The organism is Corallococcus exercitus, from assembly GCF_042231735.1.
GTDB lineage: Bacteria > Myxococcota > Myxococcia > Myxococcales > Myxococcaceae > Corallococcus > Corallococcus exercitus_B.
In genome coordinates, this window is the sequence record NZ_CP102577.1 from 107,670 (window position 1) to 127,887 (window position 20,218).

At 70.7% G+C, this 20,218-nt stretch carries 16 protein-coding genes; 10 read left to right on the forward strand and 6 right to left on the reverse strand.

Going from position 1 to position 20,218, the window contains the following annotated elements; all coding sequences use genetic code 11:
* Positions 1–84 precede the first annotated feature (84 nt).
* The gene (locus NR792_RS00515; protein WP_375758113.1) at positions 85–861 is read right to left on the reverse strand and encodes a hypothetical protein; all 777 of its coding nucleotides are present in this window, start codon (positions 859–861) and stop codon (positions 85–87) included.
* An 11-nt stretch (positions 862–872) separates the two neighbouring features.
* Positions 873–2,168: a hypothetical protein gene (locus NR792_RS00520; protein WP_375758114.1), complete on the reverse strand. Its 1,296-nt coding sequence runs from the start codon at positions 2,166–2,168 to the stop codon at positions 873–875.
* 169 nt (positions 2,169–2,337) lie between these two features.
* Here NR792_RS00520 and aspS point away from each other — a divergent pair, with 169 nt between their 5' ends.
* The 5 genes from aspS to NR792_RS00545 all read left to right on the forward strand — a co-directional run bounded on the left by aspS (position 2,338) and on the right by NR792_RS00545 (position 8,835).
* Positions 2,338–4,155 carry an aspartate--tRNA ligase gene (aspS, locus tag NR792_RS00525; RefSeq protein WP_375758115.1) on the forward strand — a complete coding sequence of 606 codons (1,818 nt, stop codon included), beginning with the start codon at positions 2,338–2,340 and terminating at the stop codon, positions 4,153–4,155.
* A gap of 157 nt (positions 4,156–4,312) precedes the next feature.
* Entirely contained in the window at positions 4,313–5,590 is a 1,278-nt protein-coding gene (locus tag NR792_RS00530) for a carbohydrate porin (RefSeq protein WP_375758116.1), read from the forward strand.
* Between the two features lie 59 nt (positions 5,591–5,649).
* A complete protein-coding gene (locus tag NR792_RS00535; protein WP_375758117.1) occupies positions 5,650–6,639 on the forward strand; it encodes a cupin-like domain-containing protein in 990 nt (329 codons plus the stop codon).
* A 505-nt stretch (positions 6,640–7,144) separates the two neighbouring features.
* Positions 7,145–7,939, forward strand: coding sequence for a cupin-like domain-containing protein (locus tag NR792_RS00540; protein WP_375758118.1), 795 nt, complete (start codon positions 7,145–7,147; stop codon positions 7,937–7,939).
* Positions 7,936–8,835 (forward strand): hypothetical protein, encoded by a 900-nt coding sequence (locus NR792_RS00545; protein ID WP_375758119.1) that lies wholly within the window; start codon positions 7,936–7,938, stop codon positions 8,833–8,835. Before NR792_RS00540 ends, NR792_RS00545 begins: the two co-directional genes overlap by 4 nt.
* Before the next feature lie 13 nt (positions 8,836–8,848).
* Here NR792_RS00545 and NR792_RS00550 read toward each other — a convergent pair whose 3' ends face one another.
* Both NR792_RS00550 and NR792_RS00555 read right to left on the reverse strand, forming a co-directional pair.
* Entirely contained in the window at positions 8,849–11,629 is a 2,781-nt protein-coding gene (locus tag NR792_RS00550) for a CHAT domain-containing protein (protein ID WP_375758120.1), read from the reverse strand.
* Between the two features lie 117 nt (positions 11,630–11,746).
* A complete protein-coding gene (locus NR792_RS00555; protein WP_375758121.1) occupies positions 11,747–13,411 on the reverse strand; it encodes a M14 family metallopeptidase in 1,665 nt (554 codons plus the stop codon).
* Between the two features lie 125 nt (positions 13,412–13,536).
* Between NR792_RS00555 and NR792_RS00560 the strand changes: the two genes are divergently transcribed.
* Together NR792_RS00560 and NR792_RS00565 are read left to right on the forward strand one after the other, a co-directional pair.
* The gene (locus NR792_RS00560; protein WP_375758122.1) at positions 13,537–14,604 is read left to right on the forward strand and encodes a hypothetical protein; all 1,068 of its coding nucleotides are present in this window, start codon (positions 13,537–13,539) and stop codon (positions 14,602–14,604) included.
* 339 nt (positions 14,605–14,943) lie between these two features.
* Positions 14,944–16,188, forward strand: coding sequence for a FadR/GntR family transcriptional regulator (locus NR792_RS00565; RefSeq protein ID WP_375761555.1), 1,245 nt, complete (start codon positions 14,944–14,946; stop codon positions 16,186–16,188).
* Positions 16,189–16,293: 105 nt separating this feature from the next.
* On the opposite strand, the gene NR792_RS00570 is transcribed toward NR792_RS00565, so the two are convergent.
* Positions 16,294–17,097, reverse strand: a complete 804-nt coding sequence (locus tag NR792_RS00570; RefSeq protein WP_375761556.1) for a hypothetical protein — start codon at positions 17,095–17,097, stop codon at positions 16,294–16,296.
* A gap of 96 nt (positions 17,098–17,193) precedes the next feature.
* Between NR792_RS00570 and NR792_RS00575 the strand changes: the two genes are divergently transcribed.
* The 3 genes from NR792_RS00575 to NR792_RS00585 all read left to right on the forward strand — a co-directional run bounded on the left by NR792_RS00575 (position 17,194) and on the right by NR792_RS00585 (position 19,576).
* Positions 17,194–18,216, forward strand: coding sequence for an AraC family transcriptional regulator ligand-binding domain-containing protein (locus NR792_RS00575; protein ID WP_375758123.1), 1,023 nt, complete (start codon positions 17,194–17,196; stop codon positions 18,214–18,216).
* Positions 18,217–18,325: 109 nt separating this feature from the next.
* Positions 18,326–18,676, forward strand: a complete 351-nt coding sequence (locus NR792_RS00580) for a hypothetical protein (RefSeq protein ID WP_375758124.1) — start codon at positions 18,326–18,328, stop codon at positions 18,674–18,676.
* A gap of 87 nt (positions 18,677–18,763) precedes the next feature.
* Positions 18,764–19,576: a hypothetical protein gene (locus NR792_RS00585; RefSeq protein ID WP_375758125.1), complete on the forward strand. Its 813-nt coding sequence runs from the start codon at positions 18,764–18,766 to the stop codon at positions 19,574–19,576.
* Between the two features lie 4 nt (positions 19,577–19,580).
* On the opposite strand, the gene nth is transcribed toward NR792_RS00585, so the two are convergent.
* On the reverse strand, positions 19,581–20,216 hold the full coding sequence (nth, locus tag NR792_RS00590) for an endonuclease III (RefSeq protein WP_375758126.1): 636 nt from the start codon (positions 20,214–20,216) through the stop codon (positions 19,581–19,583).
* Positions 20,217–20,218 lie beyond the last annotated feature (2 nt).

Below are 20,218 nucleotides of genomic sequence, written 5' to 3' on the forward strand. Positions count from 1 at the left end.
AAAAGGGGGAAAAAGTTCAGCCCCCGCCACCGCTTCCCGGGTGGGAAGGGCGCGGGGGCCGAAGGGACGTCCAAGGGCCAGGCGCTAGAAGCCGACGCCGGCGCTGCCGCCGATGAAGAAGTCGTTGGCGTAGCCGCGCCTGAAGCCCATGGCCTCCAGGCGGAAGGTGAGGTTCAGCGTGCGCGACAGCGCGGGCCGGCCGCGGATGCCCAGGCCGTACTGGACGACGGGCTTGAGGCCGTTCACCTGGGTCTCGTCCTCGCCAATGGTGATGCCGGTGTTCTGATAGGCGAGTCCGCCACCGGCCTGGAGGAACAGACCGAAGGGCGAGTCGCCGAAGCGGAACAACCAGGCGGGTGCGAGCGTGAAGTAGTGAAGCCGCGTGTCCCCCTTGATGAATTCCGTGCCGTCACTGAGGCTGCCGTAGATCCAGCGCAGGTCCGCGAAGAGGGCCTCGCGCAGGGTCTCGTTCTCGGTGAAGAACGAGCGGCCGAACTCCCAGGTGGCGCGCACGCCCAGGCCGGGCTTGTTGTCGGAGAAGTCACCGCGGGCGCTGTCCACCATCAACAGGCCGGCCACCAGCTCCACCGCGACGCCCAGGTTGGGGTCGTCCAGGCGGGCCATGGCCCGGAAGCCGTCGTCGTTCTCGCGCTCGGCGGCCTCGCGGAACTCGTCCGTTTCATCCACCAGCTTGCGGCGCCGCTCGTACGCGTCGTCGTCCTCCTTCTGGGCCTTCTCCTGGGCGCGTTCGGCTTCCTGCTCCGGGTAGGCGTAGGGGTCGTCGTCGTCCGCGCTCTGGGCGAAGGCGGCGGGGGTGATGAGCAGGCTGCCAGCGAGGCAGGCCTTGAGCCAGGTGTTCAAGGGAGCGGGCCTCATTCGAAGATGCTGGGGCAGGTGGTGCCGCCCGCCGCGCTGGCCGGGCAGAGGTTGTCGCCGATGAGGTCCGCGCGCGGGATCTGCAGGTGGTCCATGAACTCGTTGCAGACGGCCTTGCGCAGCTCCAGGTCGGTGATGTGCGAGATGATGGCCCGGGCGGGGATGGCCAGCGTGAACAGCGACTGGTCCCCCAGCACCATCTGCGTGTACTGGTAGATGCCCGGCTTGCCAGGGTCCGTGTCGTAGTACGCGGAGACGATGTCGCGCTGCAGCTGGGCCTCCTGGCCGGTGGAGCGGCCCGCCTGGTAGAGCGCGGTCGCCAGCAGCGTGCCCACCATGTACTCGGCGCCGTCGGCGGAGAAGGTGTTCAGGTCCTGCTGCTGCACGCGGGCGTACAGGAGCGCGCTCATGCAGCGGTTGCCGTTGGACAGGTCCCGCGCGTCGGTGACGCCGGCGTAGGGGCCGCCGTCGAAGGAGGGCGCCATGAAGCGGGGGTCACACCCGCTGGGGCTGCGGCAGGTGGCGCCGTAGGCGTGGTAGTCCGCCAGGCCTTCGTCAAAGGACTTGAGCACGTTGGCGCCCTGGCTGGGCGCCTGCGAGCCCCAGACGGACAGCGCCAGGGGCAGCGACTGGCCGGCGTACGCCAGCCGGTTGAACACGAGGTGCGAGTACTCGTGCGCCATCACCGCCGCGTTGAGGGGCAGCGGGGCGCGCTGGATCTTCTCGAACGGGAGCACCAGGAACGACTGGAGCACCGGGTAGAAGATGGCGTTGTCCTCCGCCGGCTCCTTGCTCACCTGCGTCTGGATGAACTCCGGGAAGTAGTAGAGCGTCGGCGTGGGCTCGAAGGTCACGACCTTCACGTTGGCGACGGTGCGGAAGTACTCGTTGGCGCGCTCGAGGTTGTAATACGAGGTCACCATGTTCCAGGAGTGGAAGTCCGCGGGCCAGAGGACGTCCTCGCCCGTCTTCTCATCCTTCTGGGTGATGTAGCTGGCCTTCACGTCGTGGCCGGACTTCTTGAGCAGCACGTCCGCGATGGTGTCCTCCGTGGCGTTCTGGAGCCCGGGGTCGTTCGCGTCGATGACGATGCGGGCGCCGCCCTGGAGGTCGCCGACGGTGCCCTTCAGGCCGACGACGTCCTCGATGGTGGTGAGTTCGACCTGCGTGGGGACGTACTGGCCATTGCTGGAGCGGGACAGGACGGAGACCTTCACGGGGGCCTCGCTGTCCGGCGCGCAGCCCGTGGCCAGGGTCAGCCCGACGGCGGCGGTGATGACTGTTCGGAGCATGACGCCCGTTTTACTCCGGACCGCCCGGAACGTGTATTCCCCTCCGAACGAGACCGGGCTGGCGGGCAGCCACGAGGGGGGCGCCCGAGCCAGGATTCCTTGACGCGTCGTTTCCTCGATCCGCTATGGTGCCCGGCCTTCCTTCCCGAACCAAACGCAGGCGGTCTCCATGGCGGTCCCGTTCATTTCAGAGGTCAAGCGTACCCACACCTGCGGTCAGCTCACGGCCGCGAACGTTGGCGAAGAGGTGGTCCTCTTCGGCTGGGTGCACAACCGCCGAGACCACGGTGGCGCGGTGTTCATCGACCTGCGGGATCGCGAAGGGCTCACCCAGGTGGTGTTCGAGCCGGACAGCAAGGAAGCCCACGAGACGGCCGGCCACCTGCGCCTGGAGTACTGCATCGGCATCAAGGGCAAGGTGCTGTCGCGCGGCAAGAACGTGAACCCGAAGATGAAGACGGGGGAGATCGAGGTGAAGGCCTCGGACCTGACCATCTTCAACCGCTCGGAGCCCACGCCGTTCCTCATCGAGGACAACGTGGACACGTCCGAGGAGAAGCGCCTGGCGCACCGCTACCTGGACCTGCGCCGCGGGCCCCTCCAGAAGACGCTGATGACGCGCTCGAAGATGAACACGCTCGCGCGTTCCTACATGGCGGGCAACGGCTTCCTGGAGCTGGAGACGCCCTTCATGGGCAAGTACACGCCGGGCGGCGCGCGCAACTTCCTGGTCCCCAGCCGCCTGAACCCGGGCAAGTTCTACGCGCTGGCGGAGAGCCCGCAGCTCTACAAGCAGCTGTTCATGGTCGCGGGCTTCGACCGGTACTTCCAGATCGTGAAGTGCTTCCGCGATGAAGACCTGCGCCTGGACCGGCAGCCGGAGTTCACGCAGATCGACGTGGAGATGAGCTTCGTCACCCAGGACGACATCTTCACCATCATCGAAGGCCTGCTGAAGAAGCTGTGGGGCGAGGTGCTGGGCATCGACATCCCGACGCCCTTCATGCGCATGGACTTCTACGAGTCCATGGCGAAGTACGGCAACGACAAGCCGGACCTGCGCTTCGGGCTGGAGCACGTGGTGCTCACCGACGTCATCCGCGAGCACGGCGCCCAGGGCGGCGTGCCCATGATGTGGGAGGCGGTGCAGGACAAGGGCATCGTCAAGGCGATGGTCGTCCCGGCGGAGAAGGCGCTGTCCCGCGCGGAGAGCGACAAGCTGGAGGACTTCGCGAAGCAGGCGGGCGCCAAGGGCCTGGCGCGCGCGAAGGTGGGCGAGGGCGGTGAGTGGACCCAGTCCCCGCTGTCCAAGACGATTACGCCGGCGCTGCGGCAGGCCATCAACCAGGCCGTGAACGCGAAGACGGGCGACCTCATCCTGTTCCAGTTCGGCCGCGAGTCGCTGGTGCACACGGTGATGGCGAACCTGCGCGTGCACGTGGCGAAGAAGCTGGGGCTCATCCCCGAGTACGGCAGCGGCGGCCAGTGGAAGTTCCTCTGGGTGGTGAACCCGCCCCTCTTCGAGTTCGACGAGGAGACGAACACCTGGGCCGCGGCGCACCACGCCTTCACCCGGCCGCACGACGAGGACGTGCAGTACCTGGGGACCGACCCCGGCCGCGTGAAGTGCCACCGCTACGACGTGGTGCTCAACGGCTTCGAGATTGGCGGCGGCTCCATCCGCCTGCATGACCCGAAGGTGCAGAGCGAGGTCTTCAAGGCGCTGGGCATCCAGGAGGAGGAGGCGCGCGTGAAGTTCGGCTTCCTGCTGGACGCGCTCAAGTTCGGCGCGCCCCCGCACGGCGGCATCGCGCTGGGCATGGACCGCCTGGTGATGCTGCTGACGGGCGCGGAGTCCCTGCGCGACGTGATTCCGTTCCCCAAGACGAAGACGGGCACGGACACGATGACGGGCGCCCCCGGCGACGTGGACGAGAAGCAGCTGCGCGACCTGCACGTGCGCACGGTGCCGCTGCCGCAGAAGTAGTCAGCGTTACGACGCCGGGTGGAGGACACTCCCGGCGTGCCGCTTTCGTTCCTCGCCGCACCCCGGGCCCCGCGAAAGGCCCGGGGAGTGGCGGGAAGGTGACGGACGGCCCTCCTGCACGGCTGGACATCCTGACGCGCGTTGCCATTGAGGACCCGTGGCGTGCGAGGGAGCGGGCGCGATGCGGGCACGGGCCGTATGGGCGTGGGGGTTGGCGTGGGCCCTGCTGTGCGCGGGACCGGCCTTCGCCGCCGAGACGAAGATGCCCCCGGGCCTCAGCGGTGGATGGGGCGGGGCGCGCGGGCTGCTCTTCGAGCTGGGTGTCGGGCTCCAGGCCCGCTACGTGACGGAGCTTGCCTACAACGCGCGCGGCGGCAAGGGGCACGCGCTGCGGCAGGCGGGCCAGCTCAACGTGGGGCTGGGGCTGGACCTGGAGAAGCTGGCCGGGCTCAAGGGTGGCACCTTCCAGTTCACGTTCACGCACCGCAACGGCAACAACCTGAACGCGGACATGGCGTTGGGGAACCTCCAGCTGGTGCAGGAGGTGTACGGGCGCGGCAACGTCGGGCGCCTCACGCAGCTCTGGTACGACCAGCTCCTCTGGGACGGGCGGGTGCACCTGAAGCTGGGCCGCGTCCCCATGGGCGAGGACACGGCGGACTTCCCCTGCGACTTCCAGAACCTGAACTTCTGCGGCGCGCAGCCCGGCAACATCGTGGGCAACTACTGGTTCAACTGGCCGGTGAGCCAGTGGGGCACGCGGCTGCGCGTGGACGTGGCGAAGGTGGCCTACGTGCAGCTGGCCGCCTACGAGGTGAACCCGCGCAACCTGGAGGAGGCCTTCTACCTGGGGCACTTCAGCGGCGCGACGGGCGTGATGCTGCCCCTGGAGCTGGGGTGGAACCCGAAGTTCCTGGGCGGGCGGCTGGAGGGGCTCTACAAGCTGGGCGTCTGGTACGACACGTCCAACGCGCCGGACGTGCTCCTGGCCGACGTGGAGCGCGACGGGCGCTACGGCGCGTACCTCGTCGCGCGCCAGCAGCTCACGCACGTCCTGGGCGCGGAGAACGCGGCGCAGGGGCTCAACGTCTTCCTGCGCCTGACGCACACGGACCGGAGGACCTCCGCGCAGGACAGCCAGTACTCGCTGGGCCTGGGGTACACGGGCGTCTTCGGCCGGGCGGATGACGACGTGGGCTTCGCGCTGGGCCGCACGCACTCCAACGGGCGCTACGTCACCGCGCAGCGGCTGAAGCAGGCACAGGACCCCACCACGGTGGTGCCTCGCACGGAGTACCTGGGCGAGCTGTACTACAGCCTCCACGCGACGCCGTGGCTCGTGCTGCGGCCCAACCTCCAATACATCCGCCCCGGCGGTGACGAGGACGCGCGCAACATCGTGGTGCTGGGCCTCAAGGGGGCGTTGACCCTGTAGGGCATGTGGGGAGAGGGCCCCCTTTCCGTGCCGCTTCGCGGGTGGCCTAGAGTGGGGCCATGGCCCTGTCACCCTCGTGGGATGCGTGGCTGTCGGAGAACCTGCTGCGTGGCGTGCCCGTGGAGGCGCTGGCCCGGGCACTGGTCGCCGGAGGGATGGCCCCGGAGGAGGCCCGTTCGGAAGTCGCGCGCGCAGGGCGGCACCCGGCGGTGGAGGCCGGGGGGGCGCACGGGGCGCGGGCGGCGGAGGTGGTGTCGCTCCTGGACGCGCGCGCTTCGCTGCATGGGCAGTCGCGCCGGGGAGTGGAGCGGCGGCGGGGCGTGTCCGCGGAGGAGTTCCAGGCGCGCTACTACCGGGCGCACCGCCCTGTCGTGCTGGAGGACTTCCTGGAGGGCTGGCCGCTCTTGGAGCGCTGGCGGCCGGAGGCGCTGGCGCGCGACTACGGCGACGTGGAGGTGGAGGTCATGGCGGGCCGCGAAGCCCGCGCGGACCATGACCTGTCCCCGGACGCGTGCCGCACGGTGATGCGGCTGGCGGACTTCCTCCACCGGCTGGAGCAGGGCGGGCCCACCAACGACCTGTACCTCACCGCTCGCAACTTCGCGCTGGAGCGGCCGGAGCTGCGGGGGCTGCTGGAGGACCTGCGGCCGGCCCCGGGCTTCGTGTACCCGAAGCGGCAGCACGGGGGCCTCAAGCTGTGGGTGGGCCCGGCGGGCACGCGCACGGCGCTGCACCATGACGTGGACTCGGTGCTGTTCTGCCAGGTCCACGGGCGCAAGCGCTTCTGGTTGGTTCCGTCCTTCGAGACGCCTCGCCTGTACAACCACGAGCACGTGTGGAGCGCCGTGGACGCCGCGGCGCCGGACCTGGAGCGCTTCCCGGACTTCGCCGCCGCGCACGTGCACGAGGTGGTGGTGGGCCCGGGGGAGATGCTCTTCATCCCCGTGGGCTGGTGGCACCAGGTGTACGCGCTGGACGTGAGCGTGTCGCTGACGTTCCAGTCACTGGAGGTCCCGGGCGGAAACGCGCGGTGGCACACCTTCGGTTGAGGTGTGCCTTGTCCCGCTTCAATGGCTTGCGTCAGTCGTTGAGGTTTTCGCCCTTCGGCGTTTGAGGAAGGGGCGGCGTGGAAGGCGGCGGCGTGGGCGCGGGGACTTCAGGCGCCCGCTTCCGGCGGAGGTCCTCCTGCTCGGGGGCAACCGGGGGATTGGGGTTCGGGACGATTTTGTATGAGTTCTCGGGAGGCGTCATGGAGTCCGCTCGTGGTGGATGTGGACGACCCAAATGGTTCAGCCCGACTCAAGGGGGCCGGCGATGACGTCTTCCTTCCCCCCTGAATGGAGAACGTGGCTCGCGAATAACCTTGCGCGTGGGGTGCCCCCCGAGAGCCTGCGAGCCCGGTTGGAGGCGGCGGGAGTGGCCCCGGAGGTTGTCTGGGAAACGATTCGGGACGCGGAGACACATCCCGTCCTGACGCGGGCTCGTGAATTCACGACACGTCTGGGATTGCTTGAATCGTTGCTCGCGACGCGGTCGGCCTTGCGAAGACAGGCATTGCCAGGTCCGCGCGTGGAGCGGCGGTCGCGGCTGGCTCCGGCGGAGTTCTTCAATGAATACTACCGGCGCAACCAGCCGGTTGTGATTGAGGGGCTGATGGAGGACTGGCCGGCTCGGACGCGGTGGACGCCCGCGTGGCTGGCCGAGCATTTCGGGGACGAGACGGTGGAGGTGATGGCGGGGCGCGATGCCCAGGCGCTGCCGGACCTCCACGCGGACCGCCTGCGCCGGGACGTGCCGCTGCGGGAGCTGCTGGCGCGGTTCGACGGTGCGCCGGCGAACGACATGTATCTGGTGGCTCGAAACAGCCTGCTCTTGCGCGATGCGTTCCGGCCGCTGCTGGAGGACCTGCGTGCGCCGGAGGGCTACATCCAGCCGGACCTGCGCGAGCCCGACCGCGTGCACCTGTGGCTGGGGCCGGCGGGGACGCTGTCCAACCTGCACCATGATCACCTCAACGTCCTGTTCTGTCAGGTGTGGGGGCGCAAGCAGGTGTGGCTGGCGCCTTCGTGGGAGACGCCGTGGATGGCCAACGTGCGCGGCTTCTACAGCGCGGTGGACGTGCTGGCGCCGGACCTGGAGCGCTTCCCGGACTTCGCCCGGGTGGCGTTGCACACGGTGGAGGTGGGGCCGGGGGACACGCTCTTCATCCCGGTGGGGTGGTGGCATGCGCTGCGGGCGCTGGACCCGAGCCTGTCGGTGACGTTCGTGAGCTTCGAGCAGACACCCGGGATGAACACCTGCTGGCGGGAGGGCTGGCTGGGCGCCACGCCCTCGGAGGAGCACCGATGAGAGCTTCGCGAGAGGTGGAGGCGGGGACCTCGCCGCTGACGCCCGAGTGGCGGCGGTGGCTGGTGGAGAACCTGGTGCGCGGTGCGTCGCCGAAGGAGCTGGTGGCGTCGCTGGAGCAGGCGGGCGTGACGGCGGAGCAGGCGCGGCGGGCGGTGGAGGTGGAGCAACAGGAGCCCATCGTCGCGGGAGCGCTGCGCGCGGTGGGCATGCAGCGCAAGCTGGAGGGGCTGCTGGACGTGTACGCGGAGCTGTTCCAGCAGACGGAAGGGCCTCCGCGGGTGGACCGGCATGAAGCGCTGGCGCCCGCCGCGTTCTTCGACCGCTACTACTTCGACAACCTGCCGGTGGTGCTGCGGGAGGGCTGGAGCGCGTCGCTGGAGTCGCGGGCCTGGAGCCCCGGGAACGTCGCCGCGCTCCTGGGCGAGCGTGAGGCGAGACACGCGTGCTGCGTGCCGTTGTTCGAGGACCCCCGGCTGGAGTCCCTGGCTCGGGGCCTGACGACGCTCCGGGGCTTCACGGCGGAGGACGCTCGCGCGTGCGAGCCCCGGCTGTGGTGGGAGCCGCCCGGGGCGGAGGTCCCCCTGCGCTCGGCGCGGCGCAACGTGCTGCTGGCGCAGGTGCACGGGGAGCGGCGGCTCCAGCTCGTCCCGGCGTTCGAGCTGCGGCGCGTAACCACGGCGTCGGCCGAGCCCGGGGGCGACGACGCCCCGTTGCGCCTGGAGGTGAGGCTGTCGCCCGGAGAGCTGCTGCTGCTGCCGGTGGGGTGGTGGTACGGCTTCAGTGCGCCAGACGGCGGCGTCGCCGTCTCGTTCGAGTCCTTCGCGCTGCCTGAACCCAACGTGACGTGGGACGCCGACGCGGAGCCCCAGCCGTCGCCCCTGCCTCCGAGGGACTGAGCCGCGCCGGGCGCTACTGGTACAGCAGGACCTTGTCCACCCAGCGCATGCCGGGCTGTTTCTTGCGCCAGTCGAGGCGCTCGGCGCGCAGGGCCTGGGAGGGTTCCTCGCCGGACTGGATGCGCTCGCGCACCGCGCGGAAGAAGGCGCCCGCGTCGTTGGGAATCTCCGCCGTGGCGGCGAAGACCGCCCGGGCTCCCGACGCGACGAACGCCTGCGGCAGCGATGACGTCTCATGCAGGATGGGCGCGAGGCGGGCCGCGCTGCAGGCGCCCAGCACCACCAGCGGCGCACCCTGCAGGTGACGGCGGCGCAGCTCCTCCGCGGTGAGCGCGTAGCGGCCGTCCTGCTGCGGCGACAGCGCGATGACCGTGGCGTCCGACAGCGCGCGGTCCACCACGCCGTGCGCGTGGATGTCGATGTCCGTGGCCTGCTCCATCGCCTCCAGCACGCGCTCGGGCGTGGCCTGCGCGCCCTTGAGCCGCAAGAGCCGCTGCGCCCCCGCCAGGTCCACGTCCGTCGCGGAAGGCAGCCGCGCCAGCCTCAGCGTCATCGGCGGCTCCACGTCCGAGACGACGACGTGCAGCGGGGGCTTCGCGGGGGAGCTCGCGTGCGCGCCCGTGCTGACCCGGTAGCTCCAGGCCAGGTTCGCCGGCAGGATGCCCGCGCGGCTGTCCAGCGGGGGCGCGGCCAGCACCGCCACGCGGGGACAGTCGCGCAGCAGGTCCACCAGGTCCGCGGGCACCAGCCCCGTCAAATCGTCGCGCAGGGGCGTGGTGCGCGAGGCGTCATAGCGTCCCTGCACCTGGCCCTGTGGCCCGCGCACCACCGTCACGGTGCGCTCGGCCTCCACCGCCGCCGCCAGCACGCAGCCCTCCGGCACGGGCACATGGAGGCTTTCGGCCACCACGTCCATCGCTTCCCGGAAGGCCCCGGCGTGGCCCGCGCTCACCGCCAGCGTCTGGAAGGCCACCGCCCTCGCGTCGCGTGCATCCGCGTTCACGCGCAAGAGCGGCTCCGCCTCCGCGATGGCCTGCCGGAGCACCCGCTGGCCCTCGCGCCAGTCCCGGTCCACCTCGAACCGTCCCCGGATGAGCGTGGCCAGCACGCGCCGCCCCGCGTCTTCCCGCAGCGGTGACACCCGCTCCAGCTGCGCGCTCAGGCGTGCCGCGTCGGATGGCCGGGGCGCCAGGCGCGCCAGGTCCGCGAGGATCCACGCGGCCTGGAGCCCCGGCGACTGACTGCAGGCCAGTGACTCCTCCAGCTCCTGCCGCGCCTCCTGCGGACGGAAGCGCATCAGCGCCAGCGAGGCCAGGTTGAGGTGCGCCTGCGTGCGGGCCTTGCAGTCATCGGGCTGGCGAGCCAGGGACTCCATGAGGTAGGCGCGCGAGAGCGCCACCCGCACCTGGAAGCGCGTCGCGTTGGCCATCATCACCAGCGCCGCGCCCTCGCGGTCCCATTCCCCCAGCGCGGCGGCCTCCTGCCACGCGGTGCTCGCGGCCTCCTCCGCCTCCATCAGCCGGTTGGACGCGGTCGCGCGGCTGCTCAGCCGCAGGAGCACGTCCACGCAGCGCAGGGGCAGCTTGCGCGCGCGGCATTCCTTCAGCGTCTCCCGCAGCCGGTCCCCGGCCTGGGGCCCCTGTCCCGACAGGTCGTCCAGCCGCGCTTCCTCCTGCGCCACGCGTAGGAGGATCCACGGGTCCGTCTCTCCCACCGTCAGGGCGCGCAGCTCTTCATGCGTGCGCGCCACGCCCGGGGTGCGCAGGAGCGCGCCGAGCAGCACATCCTTCGCCGTGGCCTCCTGGCGCAGCCGTTCGATGAAGCCCGCCGGACTGGGATGCGCGTCCTGCACCAGCTTCGCGTACTCCCGAGCGAGCGGCGCCCGGCGCGCGAAGTCCAGCTTCGCCACCCGCCGCACGGTGTCCTCCAGCACGGTGCCTCCGGCCGCGTGGTCCAGCACCCGCGCCAGCGGCAGCAGCTCCTCCACCCGCGCGGAGTCCTCCGCCGTCGCCAGCAGGTCGTAGAAGGACTCGCGCGCCAGGCCCGGGAAGCGGGCCGCTCCCTCCACCGGCAGCGGCGCCTGGGGCGAGCGCAGCCGGGCGAGGAGCGCCTCGCGCGTGGCCTTCCATGCATCCGCCCGCGCCTGGAACCGGGCGCGCAACGTCCGCGCCTGCTCGCGCGCCTCGTCGCTCCAGCCGGGCTCGCCCTTCGCGGCCACCGCCTCGAACGCCGTGGCCGCGAGGAGCGTCAGCCCCAGCTCGCGCGCCATCACGGCCTGGTTCCAGCGCGCCTGCGGGTGCTCGGGCATGGCCTCCAGCGTGGCGTCCAGCAACGTCAGGGCTTCGTCGGAGCGGCCGCGCAGGATGGCGACGGCGGCCAGGTCGCTGTCCCGGTCCAACGACGGGGACGTGCGCATCAGGTACGCGCGCGCCTGCTCCGTGTCGCCATGCAGCAGGTAGCTGACGCCCACGCCGTGCGCATCCCCGCGCTCCTCCAGGCGGGACAGCGCGCCCAGGGGCACCGGCGGGGCCAGCGTGTCCCCGCCCCGGGGCGGCGCATGGGGGCGGTACACGTCCGCGGCAGGGAGGCTCAGCCGCACCTCCAGGGGACGGTGGGACGCGTCCGAGAGCCACAGCGCCGGGGTCTCCGGCCCGGTGCCTCGCTGCCTCCAGGCGCGCACGGCGACGAAGCCCAGCGCCATGCAGAGCGCCAGGGCCAGCAGGCCTCCCACGCGCGTCACGCCTTCGCGCCCCGGAAGGCGCGTGCCCCGGGGCGTTTGCCACATGCCTGCCATCCGGGGCCTCCCGCGCGCCCCCGCACCTGCTCCGCGGGTCCAGCGGGCACCAGTCTAGGGCCAATGCCCCCGGGCATGACAAACCGGGGGGCAAGGCGGCGTCCGGTGGCGGACCGCCTACTCCACCTTCTGGGGGGCCCGCGTGGACTCCACCACCCGGTGGATGGGGTACAGCTCGCCCACCTTGAGGCTGTCGTCCAGGAACTGCCAGCGGCAGAAGCCGTCGTCCGAGTGCGGCTCCAGCAGGTAGGTGATGAGCGTGCCCGTGCGCTGGTCGGTACCGACCAGGAGGGTGCCGGCGGGGAACTCCTGCTCGGAGCGCTCGGGGGCCACGGTGAGGATGGTCTCGAAGCGCACCGGCTTGGGCTTCTGGCTGAGCGGCACCTCGTCCTGGCCCGGGGGCGGCACGTTGGCGGCGACGTCCGGGCTGAAGGTCTCCTCGCGGCGGGCGATGCGGTAGCTGTCCACCTGGAAGCGCTGCGCCTTGGCCAGCTTCTCGTAGCGGATGCCGTGGCCGTCCAGGCGCGAGGCCAGCGACGCGGGCACCAGGTACCCGGCCGGCGTGCTCACCGCCTGCGTGGGCACGAAGGTGCGGTGGTGCGGCGTCTTGTAGACCTTCTTGCGCTTGCCCGGGTATCGGCGGCCCTGGATGCTGGCCTCGTCGAAGGAGTTGATGACGGCCGTGTCACCGTCCTTCACGTAGGCCGGGTAGTCGAACACCAGCGCGCCGTCCGACGCGCGCTGCGCGACGCCGTAGTTGATGCCCACCCACTCGCGCACGTTGGGGTTCTGGCCGCGCGCGATGATGGCGGCCTCCTCGAACTCGGTGACCCGGCGGTACTCCTTCGCGTAGCGGGCCGCGTCGCGGATGAGCTCCAGCACCCACGCGCGGATGACGGCGCAGCGGCGGGGGAAGTCGATGTAGCTGTACGTCTCCAGCAGCACGTCCAGCCGGCCCAGCAGGCCGCGGTAGTGGCTGCCGAAGCGGGGCAGGGCGGGGTAGGTGTGCCAGCCGGAGCGCGGGTCGCCCTCCTTGCGGAAGTTGCCGTACCAGAAGCTGTCGAAGCCGTGCTTCGTCTTCACCGCGGCGGACACGCGCTCGGCCAGCTCGCGGTTGTAGTCGCGCGAGGTGTGCAGGAGGTCCGCGTTGCCGTGCGGGATGTCGAAGGTGAGGTCGAACCCGTGGATGCTGCCGTCGGTGGTGTGGCAGTCCACGAAGAGGTGCGGCCACCACGCCTGGTACAGCTTCGCGAGGGCGCGCGTCTCCGGCGCCTCCTGCTTCATGTTGTCGCGGTTGAGGTTCCAGCCCTCGCCCGTGTAGCGCATGCCCACGCCGCCGGGCGGGTTCACCTGGCCCTCCAGGTTCTTCAGGTCCAGCGCGCGGTTGCCCTTGCTGATGCGGTCGTTGCCGTCCGGGTTGAAGTTGGGGACGAAGACGATGCACAGCCGGTCCAGCAGCTTCTTGCCCATGGACGTGAGCGTGAGGTCGCGCGCGAGCGCCTGGAGGGTCTCCTTGCCCTCCACCTCGCCGGCGTGGATGTTGGCCTCCACCATCACGATGAGCTTCTTCTGCTTCTTCGCCAGCTCCGGCGTGAAGCAGTTGCGGTCGCTCAGGATGAGCGACATGAGCGGCTGGCCTTCACCGCTCTGGCCGAAGTCCACGCGCTTCGCGAGCTTCGTCTGGGCACAGAGGGCGTCGACGAAGGCGACCACGTCGGCGCTGCGAGACGTTTCCTGGTAGTCGGTGGCTTCCGCGCGGGTGAGCAGCTTGGGAGTGGGCATAGGTGCCGCGCATCCGAGCGCTCCGGACCTGCGGCGTCAAGCACGCGCGAAGTGGGGCCGTCTTGCCGCGCCGTGGCGGTGTCCCATATGAAACCCGACGGAAAAAGTGCAGTGGAGGGGGCTTCATGACGCGGAGTGATCAGCGGCGCGGGAACGCGCTGGGTGTGCTGCTGCTGGGATGCGCGGCGGTGTGGGGCGCCGGGTGCAAGAAGGAGCAGCCCCCCGCGAGCGCGCCCGTGGACGCGGGCGTGGTGGCCGTCGCCGTGGCGGACGCGGGCGCTCCGGACGCGGGGACGGTCGCGAAGGTGGTGAAGCCGCTGCGGTTCTCGGACGTGACGCTCAAGTTCCAGGACAACCGCATGGCGGTGACCTACACGCTGACCAATCCGGGCACGGCGCAGGGGCGCGGGGATGCATGCCTGTCGCTGCACGACGACCAGGGCAGGGTCATTGAAGTGAAGCGGATGGGCGGCATCACCGTGAAGGGTGGGACGACGGACACGTTTGAGGACAAGGTGTCCCTGGGCGGGACGTCCTGGAAGCAGACCCGGACCGTGATGCTCTACACGGCCGGCGAATACCGCTGTTCGAGCGGAGCCCCCGTGGCGACCAGTGAGTTGCTGCGCCTGCTGCCCACGGGCCAGCCCGCTCCGGCGGACGCGCCTCCGCCTCAGCCGCAGCAGGACTCGAAGGCGACCGACTTCGAGGTGTCCGGCGTCGAGCTGACCCAGGCCGGGCTGTCCGACGACTACACCCTCACGTACACGGTGAAGAACGTGAGTGACCACCGGTCGTCGGGCTCGGGGTGCCTGCGGGCGTATGTGGGGCAGGAGGGCGCCCCCCACCTGGAGGAGTCGCCGGAGGGAGACTTCAGCCTGGCCCCGGGGGCTTCGGAGACGATCAAGGACTCCGTCATCTTCGACAACGACCGGAACTGGGACCGGGTGACGGTGCTGCGCCTCTTCACCAGCCCCTTTGGCTGCGCGGACGACGCGGACACGGACAACACCGGCTTCAAGTTCATGAAACCCGAGTCCGTCCATGCGCCGGAGGAGGGGGTGGAGGCCGAGCCCGTCAGTTACCCCGAGGACGAAACGGGGATGGACTCGAGCGACGCCTACGACCCGGAAGAGGAGTTCAACCACGAGCCGCCTGCCGCGGACGACGCGTCGCCGGAAACCCCGGGGAACTGATGCCGTGGTGGAAGCCGTGGGAGGACATCCCCGTCTAAGTAGGTGGCCAGAAGTTGATGAACAAGGCCTGCGGCCTGAAGGTTCTCCGCGAAGACGCGCGCCTTGCGAAGCGCAGCGGTGAGTCGCGACGGTGTGCATCCGCGGGCGTGACGGCGGGCCCACGGGCGGGGGCGCCCGCCGGGCGCGCCTTCGCCAAACCTGTCTGACAGTCGGACAGGTTCGCACTGCCTGGGGCCCAGGCCGGCCTGGCCCGGCAGCCGCCGAGAACAATGTGCCCACGCGTCCATGTCAGACCCCTCTGGTTGGATGGGCGAGGCTGAGACGAGGAGGAGGACGGTGATGGTGCGGGTGGGGCTCGTGGCGTACGTGGAGGAGCAACTCGAGCGCGAGATTTCGCTCGGGAGGCTGCCGAGGAACGGGCAGATTGGCTCGGAGCAGGTGCTGGCGCGTCGCTATGGGGTGAGTCGAGGCACCGTGCGCGAAGCGCTGCGGCGGCTGGCGGCGCGAGGCCTGGTGGTGCAGCGTCCCGGCCGGGTGACGCGTGCGGTGGCGCTGGATGAGTCGCTGACGCTGGAGAACCTGGGCCTGGCGCTGCATGACGCGCGCTCCGAGGAATGCCGGCGGCTGCTGGAGGGCTTCTTCAGCCTCAAGCGGCAGGTGCTGGTGGAGCTCCTGGCGGACTGCTGCGCGAGTGCCTCCGAGCGGGACGTGAGCCTGCTGGAGGACACCTGCTACAGGCTCTCGGACGCGGCGCACTGGAACCCCGGGGCACGGTGCGCGCAGCTGGAATTCGAGTTGCTGCGGCTGGCGGCCCAGGCGGCGTCACGTCCAGGGCACCTACTCCTCATTCAGTCCCTGCAACGGGCCCTGAGAGGCAACGCGGCCCGGCTGCTGTCCTTCATGGGCGGCGAATCCCTGCGCCAGTGGGCCCTGTGCGCGATGCACGCCTTGAGCGAGCGCGACGCGCAGGCACTTCAGCACCAGCTGCCTACGCTGATGAAGGCGTGCGATGAGGGCGTGCTCAACCGCTTCGCACCAGCCCCCCAGGAGCCTGTGTCTCCCGAGGTCCAGTGCGCCCAGGAGGGCCTCCTCGAAGCCCCCGCGTCAGCCACCGTGCAGGACGATGCGCTTGATGCACGCCCGTATGTTGAGGAGCACGGCCTTGATGCCCCCGCGTCAGTCACTGCGCAAGACGACGCTTTTGAGACACACCCTTCCGTGGAGGAGCACGGCCTCGGCGCCCCCACGTCAGCCACCGAGGCGCTCGGAACTTCCCCCTGCGCGCCCAATGAGGGGGGCGTTGGGTGGGCGTGCCGGGCGCGACCTTGGGAAGCCCCATCCGACTGTCGGACGGACTGCATCACGCCACCCAGGCCCCCAGGCCCAGGGGACTGCGCGCCTCCGGAAGCTCCGTTGCTCGCTCACCAGGGCGACCTGCTTCGTGTGCAGCCACGGCCCTTCGCTTCTTCCATCGTCCATGAAGACCCGCACGTCGCCCCTCTGAAAGAGCACTCCTGTGCCGACTGCCCCCGACGTATCCGCTTGAGCCGTGCCTCCGCCCCGGATGAGGCAACGAACTCCTGAGGGCCTATCTAAGTAGGGAGCCACAAGTTCCGAGACGAATGCAGGGGCCTTGCCCGTTCCCCCCCGCTTCGCCTCGGATTCGTTCAGGAACATTTGGCGACCTACTTAGCGCGCGGGCATCCCGAGCACGTAGGTGACGGCGCCCTTGCCCTTCTCGCGCACCTGGCCCACCTCCCAGGTGTAGCCGGGGCGCTGGAGGCCCCGCGTCAGGGCCTTCAGTTCCTCCGGCCGGTGGGCCCGGAGCGTGGACACCAGCCCGTCCCATGCGAGCGCCAGCGGCGCCACCGGCACCGCGTACGTGAGCAACAGGCGCAGCGGCGTCAGCGGCCGGATGAGCGGCGTGAAGAGCAGCACCAGCAGCGGCACGAGCAGCGTGCCCAGGACGCCGCCCGGTGTGCGGTGCACCACCTCGAAGGCCGCGAAAGCCTCACCCCTGCGCTGCGCGTCCTCCAGCACCTCGCGGACCTCCTCCGGGCGGAAGTGGTGCAGGGCGTTGAAGAGCGTGCGCATGCCGCGCAGGTCCTCCGGCACCTGCCGCGCATCCACCGGCCGGGACAGGTACGTCGCGCCTTCCGTCCGCGCCCGCTGGGCGGCCTCCGCGTTGGGGTAGAGGTCCGTGAGCACCGCCCGCGTCTCCAGGCCGTGCCGGGACTTCAGCAGCCGCTGCAGGCGGAGCACGGGCCCCTGGCCGCCGGAGCCCAGGTCCACCAGCGTGTCCGTGCCGGACGCCCGCAGCCCCTTCGCGAGCACGTCCGCCGCCGCGTCGAACAGCCCCATCCGCGTGGACACCGTGTGCAGGTAGTCCGTGGACAGGTTGCGCACCGCTGGCGGATACCAGGATTGATCAATCAGCTCGAACAGGTGCAGGCGGGGCAGCAGGGCAGGGGGCTCGGTGGCGGTGGAGTCCATGCGGGACAAGGTGCCGTCCACGCGCGTCCGGTGCACTGACCGCTCGCGCCAGAACGGCTTGCCGCCCGCGCCAGGCGGTCGCTAGCGTCCCTGCCCGTGACGTCCTCCGCTCCCCCTTCGCTCTCCGCCCGGCTGGCACGGCAGGGCCTGCTCGCGGCGGCGAAGCGTGGCGTGCCCGCGGAACGGCTCTGCGAGGAGCTGGGACTGCGGTGGTCGGACCTGGACGACCCGGAGGCGCGCATCCCCTACGCCGTCCTCGACGACATCCTGGAGCGCGCCGTGGCGCTAACCGGGGATGACCACCTGGGCCTGCACATGACCGGGCTGGACGTGATGGACGCGGACGATCCCGCGTCGCTCGTCATCCTCACCAGCACCCACCTTCGCGAGGCCCTGGTGCGCGGCTGCCGCTACCAGCGCGTGTGGGGCGACGGCGAGCGCTTCGTCGTGGAGGACACGCCGCACGGGGTGCGCATGCGCTTCACGCCGGTGGGCCCCTGCTGGCGGCCCGCGCACCGGCACCTCACGGAGCTGGCGCTGGTGCAGCTCGCCATGGGCGTGCGCGTCTTCACCGGCGCGGACGTGCGGCCCCTGCGCGCGCGCTTCGTCCACGCGGCGCCCGCGGACACGCGCGAGCACGAGGCCCTCTTCGGCTGTCCGCTGGAGTTCGATGCCCCGGCCAGCGACCTGGAGTTCTCCCACGCGGACGCGGACCGGCCCTTCGTCCACGCGGACGCGCTGCTCAACGCCGTCTTCGAACACCACGCGCGCCGCGCGCTGGAGCGGCTGCCCGTCACGGACACCCTGTCGGACCGCGTGCGCGAACAGGTGCGGCGGACGCTGGCGGGGGGCGACTTCTCCTTCACCGCCGTGGCGCGGGCCCTGCGCGTCCCACCCCGCACCTTGCAGCGGCAGCTGGCGGCGGAGGGCCGCACCTACGCGGGCATCGTGGAGGCGCTCCGGCGCGAGCTGTCCCAGGGCTACCTCCAGCGGCGCATGTCCATCGCGGAGGTGTCCTTCCTGCTGGGGTACGCGGATCCGGTGGCCTTCCACCGCGCCTTCAAGCGCTGGTGGCGCACGTCCCCCGAAGCCTTCCGCCGGGCCCGGGCTGGGAGCTGACAGGCAAGCGGGCCCCGGGCGCCTTCCGGGAAGGAAGCCGGGACTTTGTCGGGGAGCAGGCGTGCCTACGTTTTCCCCCATGAGGGCCGGGACCCTCGGGGAGACGACCATGTGGACACGCCACTTCAACGGGCTCGTCGTGCTGGGTGTGATTGGAACCGTGAGCTTCACGACGGGCTGCAATGAGCGGCAGCAACAGGCCGTCAACGAGAACGCCCGGCAGGTCGGGCAGGAGGTAGGCGAGGCCGCCAAGGACGTCCAGCACGGCGCCAGCAAGGCCGCGGACAGCCTCCGCGAGTCCAGCCGCGAGGCCGCCGACGGCTTCCAGGAAGGGGTGGGCGGCTCCGGCGACACGGCCTCCGAGGAACAGAAGGCCGATGAGCGCAGCGGTGACGGGCCGGACATCGGCCGCGACCCGGGCGTCATCCACGACGGCGAGGGTCCGCTGGAAGAACGCTGAAAGACGCAACGCGCCGGACACGCTGCGGCCCGGCGGTGTGTTTGAATGTGGACCATGGTCGCGGCCCCAGCCCTCCGTGGTCTTCCGGTGTCTCCCGCCCGCTGGCTGTGCCTGTTGCCGTGCCTGCTGACGGTGGCGTGCGTGACCACGCAGGAGGCGACGCGTGCCCCCTCGTTGGAAGAGAAGTGCGACGGCGGGAGCGCCTGGGCCTGCGAGACCTGGGCGAAGCAGCTCCAGGTGGATGGCCGCATGGAGGAGGCGGACCGGGCCTTCGGGCTCGCGTGCGCGATGGGCTCCACGTCCGCCTGCCTGACGCAGGGCAAGGATCGGCTGGCGCGCGGCGACCTGGACGGCGCGGAGCCGCCGCTGCGCAAGGTGTACGACGAGGACTCGGAAGAGGCCGCGCTGGCGCTCGCGGACATCCAGGACGCGCGCGGGGACGCAGCGGGCGCGGCGCACTTCCGCTACGAGGCGCTGGCCATCGACAAGTCGACGACGGAGTTCGCGATCGGCTGGCGCGTTCCGTTCGATGGCGGGTTGGGGTGGGCGCTGGACGTGAACGTGCAGCCCATGGGGCTCAAGGCGCGCCGGCTGACGCTGGGCGCCAACATGGGCCTGGACTCGAGGCGGCTGTCGCTGAACGCCACCGTGGGTTACCAGCACTTCGTGACGAACTGGTTCGCGCCCTATGGCCGGGCGCTGGTGGGCCCGTACCTGGACAACTCGCCCTCGCGGCGCACCCCCATCAACCTGGGGGCCGAGCTGGGCATGAAGTTCTTCGCGGGGCCCCTGGGCCACCTGGGCACCGGGTTCGGCACGTCGCTGGACGGCTCCACCTACTACTTCCTCGAAGCCGGACTGGACTGGGTGCTGACGCTGGCGGTGCTCGCGCACCTGTGACGGCTCAGGTCACGCCCAGCTTCGGGCACACGTCGTTGAAGACGCACTCCGCGCACTTGGGCTTCTTGGCCACGCAGGTGTAGCGGCCGTGCAGCACCACGGCGGGGCCGAAGAAGGTCCAGTCGTCCTTCGGCACCAGCTTCATCAGGTCCGTCTCGATGGCCTCCGGCTTCTCCTGCTTCGTCAGGCCCAGGCGCTGGCTGACGCGGGCGACGTGCGTGTCCACGATGACGCCGGAGGCCTGCTGGAAGGCGGTGTTGAGCACGACGTTGGCCGTCTTGCGCGCCACGCCGGGCAGCTCCACCAGGTCCTCCATGCGCGGCGGCACCTCGCCCCCGTGGGCGTCCAGCAGCGCGCGGCTCATGGCCTGCACCGTCTTGGTCTTCTGCTTGAAGAAGCCGGTGGGCTTGAGGTCCTCCTCCAGCTCGGCGGTGTCCGCGTCCGCGATGGCCTGGGGGCCGTCGTACTTCTTCCACAGCTCGGCGGTGACGCGGTTGACGCGCTCGTCGGTGCACTGCGCGGCCAGGATGGTGGCCACCAGCAGCTGGTAGGGGGTGTTCCAGTTCAGCTCGTACTTCGCGTCGGGATACTTCTCGCGCAGGCGTTCGAGCACCACGGGGACAAGGGCGGCGGGTTTCATGG

What these genes read in the sequence shown, in the direction of transcription:
- aspS (WP_375758115.1), top strand. Translation starts at nt 2,338, where the DNA reads ATGGCGGTCCCGTTCATTTCAGAGGTCAAGCGTACCCACACCTGCGGT.
- NR792_RS00535 (WP_375758117.1), top strand. Translation starts at nt 5,650, where the DNA reads ATGGCCCTGTCACCCTCGTGGGATGCGTGGCTGTCGGAGAACCTGCTG.
- NR792_RS00560 (WP_375758122.1), top strand. Translation starts at nt 13,537, where the DNA reads ATGACGCGGAGTGATCAGCGGCGCGGGAACGCGCTGGGTGTGCTGCTG.
- NR792_RS00520 (WP_375758114.1), bottom strand. Translation starts at nt 2,168, where the DNA reads ATGCTCCGAACAGTCATCACCGCCGCCGTCGGGCTGACCCTGGCCACG.
- NR792_RS00545 (WP_375758119.1), top strand. Translation starts at nt 7,936, where the DNA reads ATGAGAGCTTCGCGAGAGGTGGAGGCGGGGACCTCGCCGCTGACGCCC.
- NR792_RS00555 (WP_375758121.1), bottom strand. Translation starts at nt 13,411, where the DNA reads ATGCCCACTCCCAAGCTGCTCACCCGCGCGGAAGCCACCGACTACCAG.
- NR792_RS00565 (WP_375761555.1), top strand. Translation starts at nt 14,944, where the DNA reads ATGGTGCGGGTGGGGCTCGTGGCGTACGTGGAGGAGCAACTCGAGCGC.
- nth (WP_375758126.1), bottom strand. Translation starts at nt 20,216, where the DNA reads ATGAAACCCGCCGCCCTTGTCCCCGTGGTGCTCGAACGCCTGCGCGAG.
- NR792_RS00580 (WP_375758124.1), top strand. Translation starts at nt 18,326, where the DNA reads ATGTGGACACGCCACTTCAACGGGCTCGTCGTGCTGGGTGTGATTGGA.
- NR792_RS00550 (WP_375758120.1), bottom strand. Translation starts at nt 11,629, where the DNA reads ATGGCAGGCATGTGGCAAACGCCCCGGGGCACGCGCCTTCCGGGGCGC.
- NR792_RS00570 (WP_375761556.1), bottom strand. Translation starts at nt 17,097, where the DNA reads ATGGACTCCACCGCCACCGAGCCCCCTGCCCTGCTGCCCCGCCTGCAC.